16 protein-coding genes are annotated in these 15222 nt (G+C 65.5%); 4 read left to right on the top strand and 12 right to left on the bottom strand.

The features are described from left to right. The first annotated feature begins 1 nt into the window (after position 1). Positions 2–1075, top strand: a complete 1074-nt coding sequence (locus H6955_08840; protein MCP5313650.1) for a homoserine O-succinyltransferase — start codon at positions 2–4, stop codon at positions 1073–1075. 45 nt (positions 1076–1120) lie between these two features. Here H6955_08840 and H6955_08845 read toward each other — a convergent pair whose 3' ends face one another. From H6955_08845 to nth, 6 genes are all read right to left on the bottom strand, one after another. Continuing rightward, on the bottom strand, positions 1121–1687 hold the full coding sequence (locus H6955_08845) for a DoxX family protein (protein ID MCP5313651.1): 567 nt from the start codon (positions 1685–1687) through the stop codon (positions 1121–1123). Between the two features lie 54 nt (positions 1688–1741). Further along, the gene (locus H6955_08850; GenBank protein MCP5313652.1) at positions 1742–2497 is read right to left on the bottom strand and encodes a putative DNA-binding domain-containing protein; all 756 of its coding nucleotides are present in this window, start codon (positions 2495–2497) and stop codon (positions 1742–1744) included. Positions 2498–2507: 10 nt separating this feature from the next. After that, on the bottom strand, positions 2508–3371 hold the full coding sequence (locus tag H6955_08855) for a DUF692 domain-containing protein (protein ID MCP5313653.1): 864 nt from the start codon (positions 3369–3371) through the stop codon (positions 2508–2510). A gap of 79 nt (positions 3372–3450) precedes the next feature. Next, positions 3451–3873, bottom strand: a complete 423-nt coding sequence (locus H6955_08860; protein ID MCP5313654.1) for a hypothetical protein — start codon at positions 3871–3873, stop codon at positions 3451–3453. A gap of 189 nt (positions 3874–4062) precedes the next feature. Beyond that, positions 4063–4488, bottom strand: a complete 426-nt coding sequence (locus H6955_08865; GenBank protein MCP5313655.1) for a DUF1841 family protein — start codon at positions 4486–4488, stop codon at positions 4063–4065. A 122-nt stretch (positions 4489–4610) separates the two neighbouring features. Continuing rightward, positions 4611–5240, bottom strand: a complete 630-nt coding sequence (nth, locus tag H6955_08870) for an endonuclease III (GenBank protein ID MCP5313656.1) — start codon at positions 5238–5240, stop codon at positions 4611–4613. A 109-nt stretch (positions 5241–5349) separates the two neighbouring features. Here nth and H6955_08875 point away from each other — a divergent pair, with 109 nt between their 5' ends. Next, on the top strand, positions 5350–7434 hold the full coding sequence (locus H6955_08875) for a response regulator (GenBank protein MCP5313657.1): 2085 nt from the start codon (positions 5350–5352) through the stop codon (positions 7432–7434). Positions 7435–7462: 28 nt separating this feature from the next. Here H6955_08875 and H6955_08880 read toward each other — a convergent pair whose 3' ends face one another. From H6955_08880 to rsxA, 6 genes are read right to left on the bottom strand one after another with little or no spacing between them, the layout of a single operon-like run. Then, a complete protein-coding gene (locus tag H6955_08880; GenBank protein ID MCP5313658.1) occupies positions 7463–8146 on the bottom strand; it encodes an electron transport complex subunit E in 684 nt (227 codons plus the stop codon). After that, the gene (rsxG, locus tag H6955_08885) at positions 8139–8777 is read right to left on the bottom strand and encodes an electron transport complex subunit RsxG (GenBank protein ID MCP5313659.1); all 639 of its coding nucleotides are present in this window, start codon (positions 8775–8777) and stop codon (positions 8139–8141) included. Before rsxG ends, H6955_08880 begins: the two co-directional genes overlap by 8 nt. Further along, the gene (gene rsxD / locus H6955_08890; protein ID MCP5313660.1) at positions 8770–9813 is read right to left on the bottom strand and encodes an electron transport complex subunit RsxD; all 1044 of its coding nucleotides are present in this window, start codon (positions 9811–9813) and stop codon (positions 8770–8772) included. Before rsxD ends, rsxG begins: the two co-directional genes overlap by 8 nt. Positions 9814–9815: 2 nt before the next feature. Continuing rightward, the gene (gene rsxC, locus H6955_08895) at positions 9816–11387 is read right to left on the bottom strand and encodes an electron transport complex subunit RsxC (protein MCP5313661.1); all 1572 of its coding nucleotides are present in this window, start codon (positions 11385–11387) and stop codon (positions 9816–9818) included. Beyond that, complete coding sequence (gene rsxB, locus H6955_08900) at positions 11380–11937, bottom strand: electron transport complex subunit RsxB (GenBank protein MCP5313662.1); 558 nt, start codon at positions 11935–11937, stop codon at positions 11380–11382. The genes rsxC and rsxB overlap by 8 nt, the downstream gene beginning before the upstream one ends. A 7-nt stretch (positions 11938–11944) precedes the next feature. Continuing rightward, entirely contained in the window at positions 11945–12526 is a 582-nt protein-coding gene (rsxA, locus tag H6955_08905) for an electron transport complex subunit RsxA (protein MCP5313663.1), read from the bottom strand. Between the two features lie 363 nt (positions 12527–12889). Between rsxA and H6955_08910 the strand changes: the two genes are divergently transcribed. Then, positions 12890–14182 carry an ergothioneine biosynthesis protein EgtB gene (locus H6955_08910; protein ID MCP5313664.1) on the top strand — a complete coding sequence of 431 codons (1293 nt, stop codon included), beginning with the start codon at positions 12890–12892 and terminating at the stop codon, positions 14180–14182. After that, on the top strand, positions 14179–15150 hold the full coding sequence (gene egtD, locus H6955_08915) for an L-histidine N(alpha)-methyltransferase (protein ID MCP5313665.1): 972 nt from the start codon (positions 14179–14181) through the stop codon (positions 15148–15150). Before H6955_08910 ends, egtD begins: the two co-directional genes overlap by 4 nt. Positions 15151–15222: the final 72 nt, after the last annotated feature.

The raw sequence follows: 15222 nt of genomic DNA on the forward strand, positions 1-15222 counted from the left end.
CATGCCGATAGTCGCCCACAACGCCCTGCCGACCTTCGACCGCCTGCGCGCCGAAGGGGTCAATGTGCTGCCGCCCGACCGGGCGTTGCATCAGGATATCCGCGAACTGCACATCGGCCTGTTGAACATGATGCCGGACAAGGCATTGGCGGCGACCGAGCGGCAGTTCTTCCGCCTGGTCGGAGAAAGCAACCCGATCGCGCAGTTCTACGTGCATCCGTTCACGCTGCCCGAGCTGGCGCGCGGCGCCGCCGCACGTGAGCACGTGGACAGTTTCTACGACACCTTCGCGGCGGTGCGTGAGCAGGGGCTGGACGCCCTGATCATCACCGGGGCGAACGTGGTCGGCTCCGACCTGGCCCGTCAGCCGTTCTGGCAACCCCTGATCGAGGTCATCGACTGGGCCTACGAGAACGTCACCTCGACGCTGTGCAGCTGTCTCGCGACCCATGCGGTGCTCGAGTTCCGCTATGCGCAACGCCGGACGCCGCGTCCGGCCAAGACCTGGGGGGTGTTTCCGCACTGGGTCGTCGATAAGCGACACCCGCTCGTACACGATGTGAACACGCGTTTCGACGTGCCGCACTCGCGCTGGAACGACGTGTCGAGGGCGCAGTTCGATGCAGCCGGCCTGCACGTGCTCGCCGAGAGCGCGGTGGGCGTGCACCTGGCGACCAGCGCGGACGGCATCCGCTTCGTCTTCTTCCAGGGACATCCCGAGTACGACACCATCTCGCTGCTCAAGGAGTACAAGCGCGAGGTGATGCGCTACGTCAGCGGCGACGCTGAGGTGTATCCACCGTTCGTCCAGAACTACTTCACCGAGCGCGACCGGGCGATCCTGCGCGAGTATCGCCAACGCGTCGATGCGGCCGGCGCCGTCGGCAGTGACCCGCCGGATTTCCCCGATGCCTTGTTGACCGCGGGGTTGGACAACACCTGGCGCGACACGGCGCATGCGGTGGTTGGCAACTGGATGGGACTGGTCTACCAGCTGACCCACAGCGACCGGCGCAAACCCTTCATGGACGGCATCGATCCGGACGATCCGTTGCGCCTGGGGCCCCGCCGCTAGACAGGTGCCCGGAAGGCGCGCAGCGCGCCCGATGAGGCACCCGGGTCAGTCGCGAAACCGCCGGGCGATCCAGTAGTCGACGCTGAAATAGCGGCCGGCACCGGTGAAAAACAGCGCCAGCAACATGATGAAGTAGGTCGCCGCGAATTCGATGCCGTTGTTCAGGATCACGAACTCGCCGGAACCGGTGAGCCATTCGTAGTTGCCATGTTCCCGGAGCAGCGAGGTCGCTGCCGACAGGCGTTCCGCCGCTTCGGGTGTCTCGGCGATCGCGGCCCAGCCGTTCTGCAGGTGGACGGTGACGGCGGCAACGACCATCGTGACCATCAGCGGGATAGAGATCCAGCGCGTCGCGAGTCCGATCAGCAGCAGTATCGCGCCGCCGGCCTCGGTCAACGCGGCGGCCCAGGCCATCAGCGCCGGCATCGGCAGACCGAGGCCCCAGTCGGGGTTGCCAAACCAGGCGATCGTGCTCTCCATGTCGGCCAGTTTCTTGGTGCCGGCCATCCAGAAAACCGGGACCAGGTACAGGCGCATCGCCAGCGGCGCGAGAAAATCGAGTGCCCGCAGCTGGTCGAGCAGGTCTTGTAGGCGGTTGGCTATCGCAATCATCGGGATCTCCGGCTTGGATGTCAGGGGCCTCGTCGGTCGGCGCTCAACCGGTGTTCAGACCCGCGTGCCGATGACCACGTTGCGGCGGCGCAGGTCGTCGAGCAGTTCCCGGCCCGCCGCGATGACCACGTCGGGCTGCGGATGCGCCATCTCGTCGACGATGCTGTTCAATACCTCGAGACCGGTGCATTCGGGATCTTCTTTCAAGAGTTGCAACAGGCGCTGGGTGACCGCGTTGATCTGCAGGAAGTGCACGCCATCCCGGCGGTCCCGGTAGACCACGAGATGGGTGGGCTCCGCGGGTGGCGCATCGGGCAGAAAGTCGGGTCCGATCTGGTGCACCGGCCAGACGTAGCTCAGGTTCCATGCCGTGGGCGCGACCAGGGGTCGATTCGCCAGCAGGTCGCCGTTCGGATCGCATGCGGCCAGGTCGACATCCGCCTCACTGATCGATACGGCCAGCTCGACATATTCGTAATGTGCGAGTTCGAGCATGAATGGCCGGTCGCCCGGCTGTGGCTCGCGCTCGTTCTGCAGGTAATCCAGGAACTCCAGCCCGACCTGGGTGAACAGCGGCGTGCGGCTGCGGTGGCGGACCATGAAATCGCGGATCAGTGCCTGCCAGTCCGCGTCGCTGGTGATCTGCCGCAACACGGGAAAATTGGTCGCCATCTGGCTGTCGATGTTGTTGAACAGCAGTTCGGTGTACACCGCCATGCGCCGCGTCGGGATCCCCGCCGGCACCGGGTTGCCGTCCGGGTCGCGAATGTGCGCGGTGAATGCCAGCTGCTGTCGCTGGAAGCGTGGCAACGGCAGTTCGTCAGGCGACGTGTGCACCAGGCGCCTCCTGCCATCTGTTTTGCCGACGCACGATCTGGTCGACCTCCTCGAGCAGTACGTTCAACGGTGGGATGTTGAAGTCGCGTTCGAGCAGGGTCGGGAAGACGCCGTGCATCGCATACGCCTGGTCGAGCAGGTCCCAGACCTCCGGCACGACGTCCTCGCCGTGGGTGTCGACGCGCAGATCGTCGTCTTCGCGGAAGTGGCCGGCGATATGCGCATACACGATGCGGTCACCGGGGATCCCCGCGAGGTAGGCGCGGGCATCGAATCCATGGTTGATGCTGTTGACGAACACATTGTTGATGTCGAGATGCAGATCGCAATCCGCCTCGCTGATCACGGCGTTGAGAAACTCGAGCTCGCTGAGTTCGCCATCGGGGACCACGTACGTCGAGACGTTCTCCATGCCGATGCGGCGTTCGAGCACGTCCTGCACATGGCGGATGCGCCCGGCGACGTAGTGGACGGCGTCTTCGGTGAACGGGATCGGCATCAGGTCGTAGAGGTGACCGCTGTCCCCGCAATACGAAAGGTGTTCGGTGTAGGCGCGTGCCCGATGGTCGTCGAGGAAGCGCTTCAGGTCGGAAAGGAAGGCATCGTCGAGCGGTGCCGGGCCGCCGATCGACAGGGACAGACCATGACAGACCAGTGGATAGCGCTCGGTGAAATAACGCAGCGTCTTGCCGCGCGCGCCACCGACGCCGATCCAGTTTTCCGGAGCAACCTCGAGGAAGTCGACCTGTGACGGCGGCGTGGCCTGCAGTTCATCGACCAGGTCGTAGCGCAGTCCAAGGCCGGCCCCGGTCACCGGATGGCTTCGGGTTCGTTGGGTGTCGCTCATCGCTGTATTCCCGTCGATCGAGGGGGCGGGGGACGGCAGGTCGATTGGACCTGCCGTCCCGCTTCAGGTGCGGGTCAGATCAGTTCTTGTTGCCGCCGCACTTGCCGGCACCGCACTTGCCCTCGGCCGGTGCCTTGTTGCCACCGCACTTGCCAGCGCCACACTTGCCTTCAGCCGGTGCCTTGTCGCCGCCGCACTTGCCCTCGGCCTTCTTCTCGCCGCCGCACTTGCCGGCACCACACTTGCCTTCGGCCGGCGCCTTGTTGCCGCCGCACTTGCCCTCTGCAGGCTGGCTGCCGCCACACTTGCCTTCGGCGGGTTTGCTGCCGCCGCACTTGCCTTCGGCCGCGAGCTGGGTGTAGCCGCTCGCCATCTCGGACAGGGCGAACGGGTTGGTCGCGGCGCTGGCAGCACCGGCCAACAGCATGGAACCGGCGAATGCCGCACCGATGGCAGCAGCGACGGGCTTGACGGTCTTGTTCGACATTTTCTCTCTCCTCATGGGTTTAGGTGTCTGGGACGCCGGCCCATAGGGGTCGGCAGTTCGCCAGTTTGGTTCGCCGCCGCGGTGAACCGCTGGGATTCTCCGCGGTGGAAAAATTCGGTTAATGAACTCCTGGGGCCTCGTTTGTGACCACCGGACCCCGGTTTGGGGTTCCCTGCTAATGACCGGCGATAAGTTGCGGATATTTCAGCCGCCCAGTTTTTTCAGGCAATCGATGTAGTGGCGCTCGTCGGGCAGCGCATTGGCGCGTTGCGCCTCCCACAGGCTCATGCCGAGGCAGTCCATCATCGCGTGCTCGGTACTGTGCGCGTCACCGAGACGCAACATGATGCGATGATAGATCCCACGTATACCGGGCGGGCGATCAGCCGTGATTTGTTCGCCGAGGGTGACGTGCATGCCCATATGCAACCAGGGATTGACCTCCCCGTCTGTGGCGTCGAAGTCGCGTTGCAGTGCCCCGGAACCGGACAGGAGGGTGTGATACTCCGGGTGTTGGGCGACGACCTCGGCTACCAGGCGTTCCAGCGGCTGCAGCGGTTCGCCCGCGCAGCGCTTGTCCCAGCTGGTCTTATAGAAGCGTCGCAGCTCCTCACGATTTTGTCCGAACATGCCGGCGCGTCCCTGACGAAATGAACCCGGATGGTGCCACAGCCGGCGCCGGGCCGCAGGGCGCATGGGAATCGATAAACCCTGCAGATAGGATGACAAATGGGCCCGGGCCGGCACCGGCCTCAGGTTTTGTGACGGTACTCACACAGATCCTCGATCACGCAGGCGCCACAACGCGGTTTGCGTGCGACGCAGGTGTACCTGCCGTGCAGGATCAGCCAGTGGTGGGCGTCGTGCAGGAACTCCTTCGGTACCACGCGGAGCAGGCGTTTTTCGACCTCCAGCACATTGCGGCCGGGGGCGATGCCGGTGCGGTTGGCGACCCGGAAGATGTGTGTGTCGACCGCCATCGTCGGCTGTCCAAACGCCGTGTTGAGTACGACGTTTGCGGTCTTGCGACCGACGCCTGGCAGCGCCTCGAGTGCCGCCCTGTCGGCGGGGATCTCGCCCGCATGCCGTTCGATCAACAGTGCGCAGGTCTTGATGATGTTCTCGGCCTTGCTGTTGTACAGGCCGATGGTGCGGATGTAGCGCTTGAGTCCGTCGACACCGAGCCCGAGGATCGCCGCGGGGGTGTTGGCTTCCGGGAACAGGCGGGCGGTCGCCAGATTGACGCCCTTGTCGGTCGCCTGCGCAGACAGGATCACGGCGATCAGCAGTTCGAAAGGTGTGGAATAGTGCAGTTCCGTGGTCGGGTGGGGGTTTTCCGCTCGCAGGCGTTCGAAGATCTGTTGGCGTTTGGCCTTGTTCATGGACCACCGGGGAGGGGTTGCAGCGCCTGCTATTATCGCTGCCTATGATAACAAGCATGACGCGGGCGGCGTGCCGGCCACGCTGAACCGCCGTCAGCCAGGGGGAGCCATGCCGCTACGGCGTCTCGCGCAAGAGATACGTACCTCGCAGGAATTTCAATCGGCGTTGATCCGCCTCGGGATCTGGGCATTCATGCTGACGATCCTCGCGGCTGCACGCCTGATCGGCGACTACGACTTTCCGTGGAGTCACTACGCGCTGTTGTTCGGCGTCCACCTGGTCTGGTACCTGTGGATCCTGGTCAGCACCATCCGGCGCCCGGAGACCTGGGCGGCACGCACCTACCTAAGTATTGTCGCGGATCTCAGCGGTACGACGCTGATCATCTATCTCACCGGCGACGCCACCGGCCCCTTCTACCTGTTGTATGCCGTTTCCTTCCTTTCCCAGGGCATGCGTTACGGCAGGACCAACCTGCTGATCGCGTCGGTGTGCAGCCTGCTGGCATTCTCATTCGTCGCCGCGGTACTCGGGGACTGGCGGTCCCAGTTGATCGAGGTGTTGTTCGTGTCGTTGGTGTTGGTGGTATTGCCGGCCTATGAATACACCCTGCTGCGCAAGCTGCAGACGGCCAAGCAGCTCGCCGAGCAGGCCAATCGGGCGCGTGGCGATTTCCTGGCCACCATGACCCACGAGCTGCGCACGCCGTTGTCCGGTGTGATCGGCATGGCGGGGCTGCTCAAACGCACCGGCCTGGATGACGAGCAGCGCGAGTACGTCGACTCGATCAACACCTCGGCCGACGTGTTGCAGGCGCTGATCGGCGACATCCTCGACCTGTCGAAGATCGATGCCGGCAAGCTGGAACTCAAGCCCTCCACGTTCAGGATCCGCGAATCACTCAACGAGACCTGCTGGGCGCTGAGCAACCAGGCGCTCGACAAGGAGGTCGAGCTGGTCTGCCGGGTGGCGCCGGATGTTCCCGAACAGGTCTTCGGCGACGAGCTGCGGTTTCGTCAGATCCTGTTCAACCTGGTCGGCAATGCGGTCAAGTTCACCGAGCGCGGCTATATCCGGGTGCAGGCCCAGGTGGTCCCGGCTGACCAGGACGTCGCCGAGCCGCACCTGCTGGTCGCGGTCAGCGATACCGGCATCGGCATAGCGCCGGACCGCATACAGAAGGTGTTCGACACCTTCTGGCAGGCGGACCCCTCGTCGACCCGTCGATTCAGCGGCACCGGCCTGGGCACCGCGATCGCACGCGATCTGACCCGCCTGATGGGCGGCGTGATCGGCGTGCAGAGCGAGGAAGGGATCGGCAGCACCTTTTGGGTGAAGCTGCCGTTTCTGCGCGTTGCCGGGGCCGTTCCACCACAACCGCCCGCGTCACTGCGCGGAGTGCGTGCCGTGATCTTCGAGCAGCACCCGGAGAGTGCGGCGGCGATCATCGAGGCCTGCGCGGCTGCCGGCATGCAGACGCAGGTGGTCGGCGACATCGACCAGCTCGGGGCACTGGACAACGAAGGTGCGGCGGACCAGCCACGCGTGATCCTGATCGTGGATGCCCCGCGAGGCCTGGACCTGGAACGGGTCGGCAACCTGGTCAGGCGGCTGCTCGGCAACGATACCCCGGTGGTCTATCTGCACTACCCGCGCCGCAAACCGATGATCACCGATGCGTCGGCCGGGCGGGCATTCAAGCCGATCGAGATGCTGCAGCTCTGGCAGTCGATTGCGCAGGTGCTCGGACCCATCGCCGTGCCGTTGCCCGAAGACGACCCGCCACCGCCGCCGGCCGAGGCGGTCGAGCATGGCGGACACCTGCTGGTCGCCGAAGACGACGACATCAATGCGAAGCTGATCGAAAGCCTGTTGCGCAAGGCGGGATGCCGGGTCACGCTGGTCAAGGACGGCAGGGCGGCGCTCGAGGCCGCCACCGCCGGGCACTTCGACCTCGCATTCATCGACCTGCGCATGCCGCATATGGACGGGATCGATTTCACCAAGGCGTACCGTGCCCAGGAGGTCCCCGGGACACACCTGCCGATCGTTGCGCTGACCGCGAATGCGGCCGAGGATGTGCGAGCCGAGTGCATGCGGGCCGGCATGGACGATTTCGTGACCAAGCCGGTCGATCCGCAGCTGCTTCAGGAACTGATCCTGCGTTACGGTCTGATGTGCGTGGCGCGTTGAGCAGCGCGCATACCGCGCCGGCGGTCGATCAGGCGGTGGCCGGTGCCGCGTCGGTGGTCGCAACCGCGCTCTGTCTGCCGATCCTGCGGTCGATCACGTTCTTGATTGCGATCAGCATGCCGAGTCCGATGAAGGCGCCCGGCGGCAGGATCGCGATCAATACGCCGGGATAGTCATCGCCGATGCTCCAGCGCCAGTCGCGCGCCGTCTCGCCGAACATCAGATGAGCGCCGTCGAACAGGGTACCCTGACCGATCAGTTCCCGGCTGCCGCCCAGCACCACCAGCGCCAACGTGAATCCGACACCGATCGCCAGGCCGTCGAGCAATGCCTGAGGCACCGGATGGCGCGACGCAAACGCCTCGGCGCGACCGATGATCGTGCAGTTCGTGACGATCAACGGGATAAAGATGCCCAGCACCTTGTAGAGCCCGTGGAAGTACGCATTCATCACCAGTTCGACCGTGGTCACAAAGGAGGCGATGATCAACACGAACACCGGCAGCCGGATCTCCGGGCGCACCCAGTTGCGGATGATCGAGACCGACACGTTGGACAATGCCAGTACCGCGGTGGTCGCGAGGCCGAGGCCGAGGCCATTGATCAGCGTGTTGGACACCGCGAGCAGTGGGCAGAGGCCCAGCAGCGCGACCAAGGCCTGGTTGTTGTGCCACAGCCCGTCGAACAGGATCTTGCGGTAACCGTCACTCATCGTGTTTCTCCGCAGGCGTCCCGCCCGCAAACAGTTGCTCCCGATGATCGGCAAAGTATTCGAGGCTGGAGCGTACACCACGGACCACCGCACGCGGCGTGATCGTCGCACCGGTGAACTGATCGAAGACCCCGCCGTCGCGCTGCACCTTCCAGCGCCCGGCCGCGGGTGCGTCCAGCGACTTGCCGTCGAAACCCAGAATCCAGTCGGAACGCTCGGCCTCGATCTTGTCGCCGAGTCCGGGCGTCTCGTGATGCGACAACACTCTTACCCCGGCCAGGGTTCCATCGTGACGGATCGCCACGATCAGCTTGATCGGGCCATTGTACCCCTGGGTCACGACCGGGCTCAGCACCGCGGCCACTGGCTCGCCGGCGCGCCGTGCGCGGTACACGCGGGTCAGGGGTGCGCCCAGCTGTGCGGGTGCCGAAACCTCGATCATATCGCTGAGCATATCGTTGTCGGTCTGTCCGGCGGGGACCAGCAGGTGCAGCTGGGTCAGCAGTGCCTCCCGTTCATTGTGCGCGATGCGCTCGGCGGTGACCTCGTGGCTCAGGCCGACCATGGTCGCGCCGAGCACGCCGAACAGCCCGAGCAGCAGGCCGGAGATGATCACCGGAAAGCTACGCATCGCCGTCCCTGCGCTGACCGAAGATTCGCGGCTGGGTGTAGTAGTCGATCGTCGGCGCGGCCATGTTCAGCAGCAGCACCGAAAATGCCACGGCATCCGGGTAGCCGCCCCAGGTGCGGATCACGAACACCAGCATGCCGATCAGGGCCCCGTAGATGAGTTGGCCACGCGGCGTCGTGCAGGCCGAGACCGGGTCGGTCGCGATGAAGAACGCGCCCAGGATGGCCCCGCCGCTGAACAGGTGGAATGCGGGGAACGGATGGGTCTCGGGGTCGATCGCCCAGAACAGTCCGGCAATCAGGGCCAGGCCGCCCAGCATGCTGGCCGGGATGCGCCAGCTGATCACGCGTCGCCAGATCAGGAAGAGCCCGCCCAACAGGAACCAGTTGGCGATCCATTCCCAGCCGCGTCCGCCGAAATCGCCCCACAGCGGGTTCTGCCGGATCTCGCTGATCATGCGGTTCTGCGACAGCTCGGTGCGCATCTGATCCAGCGGTGTTGCGCGGCTGATGCTGTCCCAGGTCTGGTCCGAGGGTGGATGGCCGGCGAAGATGATCTGCAGGCTGTCGGCAAGGGAAAGTGGCTGGCCGCTGACCACGTCGGGTGGAAGCCAGCGCGTCATGGTCACCGGAAACGACACCAGCAGCAGCACGTACCCGGCCATCGCCGGATTGAACGGATTCTGGCCGATGCCGCCGAACAGCTGCTTCGCGATCACGATTGCGAATGCGCTGCCGACCACGGTCTGCCACCACGGCAGCAAAGGCGGCAGCGCGATCGCCAGCAGCCAGGCGGTGACCAGGGCGCTCAGGTCGATCAGCGTGGTGCCGACGTCACGGCCGCGCATCCGCAGGATCGCAGCCTCGCTCGCCACCGCGGTCAGCGAGGCAATCGCGATGTTGATCAACACCCCCCAGCCGAAATACCAGACCATCGCCAGGGTCCCGGGGATCAGCGCGAGCATCACCATGCCCATCACACGGGTGATGCTCTGTGGGCCGCTCAGGTGCGGGGAACTGCTGGTCGCGAACTGCATGTCTACTCGCCGCCGGGGTTTTCGGTCTCGGCCTGTTGGGCCGCTTTTTTCGCCGCGACGCGGCGCATCGCGGCCTCGATCGCGGCCTTTTTCGGATCGGTGGCGCCGGTCTGCTTGGCATCGAGCGCCTCTTTCTTCTGCCGCAGTCGTGCCTTGCGTTCGAGTTCGAGGCGTTCGAGGCGCGCCACGCGCGCGGCATGCCGGCGGCGTGCGAGATCGGCCTTCTCTCGATCGCGTTCGGACGCCCATATCTCGGTCTTGGCGAACCGGAAGTACTGCACCAGCGGGATATGGGCCGGACATACGTAGGCGCAACAGCCGCACTCGATGCAGTCGAACAGGTGGTAGTCCTGTGCCTTGTCGAAATCGTGCGCGCGTGCATTCCAGTACAGCTGCTGTGGCAGCAGGTCGGCCGGACACACCCGGGCGCACTCGCCGCAGCGGATGCACGGGCGTTCCGGCTCGGCCGGTGGCAGCTCTTCGCGGGACGCGGCCAGCAGGCAGTTCGCCGCCTTGGTCACCGGCACCTGGTCGGTGTGCAGATTGAAGCCCATCATCGGACCACCGAGGATCAGTTGATCGACGCGGTCGCTGTAACCACCGGCCTGCGCGATCACGAATGCCGCCGGCGTCCCCAGTGGCACGCGCAGATTCCCCGGTTGCACGACCCCCTGACCGGTGACCGTGACGACCCGGTCGATCAGCGGCCGACCACGCAGTACTGCATCGGCGACCGCTACCGTGGTCGCCACGTTCTGGCACAGCACGCCGATCGCTGCCGGCAGTCCCTGCGACGGCACCTCGCGACCGGTCAACAGCTTGATCAGCTGCTTCTCCCCGCCACTGGGGTACAGGGTCGGGACCTCCACGACGCGGGTGTCGGTGTCGCCCGCCTCGGCGATCGCCGCGCGCAGCGCCGCGGCCGCTTCGGGTTTGTTGTCCTCGATGCCGATCAGGCACTGCGGGGCACCGACCAGATGACGCAGGATCGCGATCCCGTCGATCACGTCGGCGGCCTGCTCGCGCATCAACACATCGTCGCAGGTGATGTAGGGTTCGCATTCGGCGGCGTTGATCACCAGGGTGTCGATCGCCTTCTGGCCACTGATGTTCACCTTGACCGCGGTCGGGAACGCGGCGCCGCCGAGCCCGACGATGCCGGCCCAGCGGATGCGTTCGCGCAGGTCGGCCCGGTCGGCGTGCCGGTAGTCGGCGATCGCCGGGGGTAGGGTCGCCCAGGTGTCGTTACCGTCCGGCTCGATCACGATGCAGGTGTCGCTGAGGCCGGAGGGGTGCGGTATGGGCTGGGCGGCGACCTCGATGACCCGGCCGGACGTCGGCGCATGCAGGGGCGCACTGACGTAGTCGACGGCGCGTGCGATCAACTGTCCCTTCAGCACCGGGTCGCCCGGGCGCACGACCGGCTCGGCCGGTTCGCCGATGTGTTGCTGCAGCGGCAGTGTCAGGCGCGGCGCGAGCCCCATCTGGCCGATCGGGCGGGTGTTGGATTCGGCCTTGTGGTCGTCCATGTGCAGGCCGCCATGGAACGCGCTCAATGCGGGTACTTCAGCCATGACCGGCCTCCGCGGCGCGCACCTCGGGGTATGGCCACTTCCAGGTCTGCGGCGTCACCGGCAGCGGATGCATATGGATGCATTCGACCGGGCACGGCGGCAGGCACAGCTCGCACCCGGTGCATTCGCTGGCGATCACGGTATGCATCTGCTTCGCGGCGCCGACGATCGCGTCCACCGGGCAGGCCTGGATGCACAGCGTGCAACCGATGCACTCCTGTTCGACGATCACCGCGACCGACTTCGGCTTTTCCGCGGCCTCGGCGTCGTCCAGCGGTACCTGGTCGCGGCCGAGCAGCTCCGCGAGCGCGATCATCGTCGCCTCGCCGCCGGGCGGGCAGCGGTTGATCTCGGCTTCACCACTGGCGATCGCCTCGGCGTAGGGGCGGCATCCGGCGAATCCGCATTGTCCGCACTGGGTCTGCGGCAGCAGTGCATCGACCTGATCGGCGATCGGGTCGCCTTCGACCCGGAAACGGATCGCGGAGTAACCGAGCACCAGGCCAAACAGCGTGGCCATGCCGGCAATGGTGGCGATCGCGGCGAGCATGCGCGGTCTACCCGCTGACCAGGCCGGCGAAGCCCATGAACGCCATCGACATCAGGCCCGCGGTCACCAGGGCGATCGCGTTGCCCTGGAAGGGCTCCGGTACGTCGGCCACGGCGACCCGCTCGCGTACCGCGGCGAACAGCACCAGCACCAGCGAGAACCCGACCGCGGCGCCGAAACCGTACAACGCCGATTCGACGAAACCGTGCTGTTGCTGGGTGTTGAGCAACGCGACGCCCAGCACCGCGCAGTTGGTCGTGATCAGCGGCAGAAAGATGCCCAGCACCTGGTACAGCAATGGGCTGGTCTTGTGCATCACCATCTCGGTGAACTGCACGACCACCGCGATCACGAGGATGAACGCGATCGTGCGCAGGTATTCCACGCCCAAGGGCACCAGCAGGTACTCGTTGACCAGGTAGCTGCAGACCGACGACAGGGTCAGCACGAAGGTCGTCGCCAGGCCCATACCGAGCGCGGTCTCCAGCTTGCGCGACACGCCCATGAACGGACACAGGCCAAGGAACTTCACCAACACGAAGTTGTTCACCAGCACGGTGCTGACCAGGATCAGGGCGTATTCAGTCATCGGACCTCAGTTGTCGCCTCACGTCGGGCATCGCGGGGGGCTGCGCTCGTCAGGGATGGCGGCCATAAAATGGACGTTCCCAGGTGGGAGCCGTGCGGCGCACGCTTCTTTTAACCGATTGTCCGGCGGACCGCCTTGCGTTTGCGCAAGGTCGTGGCATGGTCGGCAATCGGTTCAAGCGCCACAGTTTATCAATCTCGGCCGATGCTGTCGGGTCCGGGACGCCGGCGAACACGCAATAACACGAAGGTTTTGGATGGCTTGACCCTGTGCAGTGACTGCGGCAGGGTGCGAGCAGGTCGAACCGGAGGGGGTCGCCGACCAGGTCGGAGGCGCGGGATCCAGGCAGACGGGAGGTCGGCGATGCCATCAGCGAACCAGGCCCATGCGCAGGATGACGCGGTGCGTGCCGATGTCGCCGCCCGCTATTGCCGCGTCAGGGCCGCCAGCGAGGCGTTGTGCCGCCCGCTGGAGATCGAGGATTACGGGCTGCAGACGATGCCCGACGTCAGCCCCGCGAAATGGCACATCGCACACACCAGCTGGTTCTTCGAGACCTTCCTGCTGCTGCCGTTTGCCGGCGCTTACCGGGTCCACGATCCGGCCTTCGATCACCTGTTCAACTCGTACTACCTCACCCACGGGCAACCTTTCCTGCGTCCGCAGCGGGGGGTCCTGTCACGCCCGACGGTCGCCGAGGTCTACGACTACCGGCAGGTCGTCGATGATGCAATGATCACGCTGATCGGTGCGGCCGACGGCGCCGAATGGACGCGGATCGAACCATTGATCCAGCTCGGACTGAACCACGAACAACAGCACCAGGAGCTGTTGTTGACCGATTTAAAGCACGCCTTCTTCGCAAATCCGCTGCGGCCCGCCTACCGCCAGGACCTGCCGGTGCCGCCGGTGCGCGCGCCGGTGCCCGGCGGTTGGCAGGCGTGGGACGGGGGGCTGCACGAGATCGGTGCCGCAGGGCCGGATTTCGCGTACGACAACGAACGGCCCCGGCACCGCTGCTGGCTCGAGGACTTCGCGCTGGCCGAGCATCCGGTGAGCAACGCCGAGTACCTCGCGTTCATCGAGGACGGTGGTTACCGAGAGCCGCAGTGGTGGCTGTCGGAGGGCTGGGCGACCGTCCAGAGCCAGGCCTGGGAGGCGCCCCTGTACTGGGAGCGACGTGACGGCGCCTGGTGGCAGTTCACGCTGGCCGGCATGCGCCCGCTCGACCTGGCCGCGCCGGTCACGCACGTCAGTTTTTACGAAGCCGACGCGTTCGCCGCCTGGGCCGGCAGGCGACTGCCGCTGGAGACCGAATGGGAGCGGGTCGCGGTGTCGACCGCCCGAGGCACCGACGCGAACCTGCGTGACACGGGCTGGCTGCAGCCCGTCGCCGGTCCGGCCGGGCAGGGCATGCGCCAGCTGTTCGGTGATGTCTGGGAATGGACCGCGAGCGCGTACACCGCTTACCCGGGGTTCCAGACCGCCGAGGGACCGGTCGGTGAGTACAACGGCAAGTTCATGTCCGGGCAGATGGTGCTGCGCGGTGGTTCCTGCGTGACCCCGGCCGATCACATCCGCGCCAGTTACCGGAACTTCTTCTACCCGCACGATCGCTGGCAGTTTTCCGGTATACGCCTCGCGGAGGATCGATGAACGCACCGGTGGTCAATTTCTACGATGCGCATCCCGGCACTGCGAACCTGCGGCGCGAGGTGCTCAGCGGCCTGGCCGCACAACCGCGCGCCATTCCGGCCAAGTTCTTCTACGACGAGCGCGGTTCGGCATTATTCGACCAGATCTGCGAGCTTCCCGAGTATTACCAGACGCGCACCGAGATGGCGATCCTGCGCCGCGCGTTGCCCGAACTGGCGCAGTTGGTCGGCAACGAATGCCTGTTGGTCGAGTTGGGCAGCGGTGCCAGCCGCAAGGTACGGCTGCTGCTCGAGGAGCTGCGTCCGAGTGGCTACGTCGGCGTGGACATATCACGCGAATTCCTGCTCGCCGCGACCCAGACCCTGGCACGCGACTATCCCTGGCTCGAAGTACACGCGGCGTGCGTGGATTTCACGACCGGCCTGGATATTCCACAATACGCGGCGCACAGCGAGATGCTGGCGTTCTTTCCCGGGTCCAGCATCGGCAATTTCGATCCCGACGATGCGGCGGTGCTGATGTCCGACATCGCACAGATGGTCGGTCCGCTGGGGCACCTGTTGATTGGTGTCGACCTGAAGAAGCCGGTCGAGCTGTTGAACGCCGCGTACAACGATGCGTCCGGGGTCACCGCGGCGTTCAACCGCAACCTGTTGCATCGCATCGCCAATGAGCTCGACAGCGACATCGATCCGGACGCGTTCGAACACTACGCGTTTTACAACCCGTCTGCCGGGCGGGTCGAGATGCACCTGGTAAGTCGCCAACGCCAGACGTTGCACATCGAACGCCGCGCATTCGCCTTCGAGCCCGGCGATGCGATCCATACCGAGAGCTCTTACAAGTATCGCGTCGATGAATTCGGCCACCTCGCGGCGCGCGCCGGCTTTCGCCAGCGTGCCGTCTGGGTCGACGAGGACGAACTCTTCAGCGTGCAGCTGCTGCAATGTCTGCCACGCGCGGCCTGAATCGGTCATGGAGCTGCGTCTAGCCGCATCGGACGACCAGCGTCTCGCCGTCTACCGGCTGCGTTACGACGT

It is taken from the genome of Chromatiaceae bacterium, assembly GCA_024235395.1.
Lineage (GTDB): Bacteria > Pseudomonadota > Gammaproteobacteria > Chromatiales > Chromatiaceae > Thiosocius.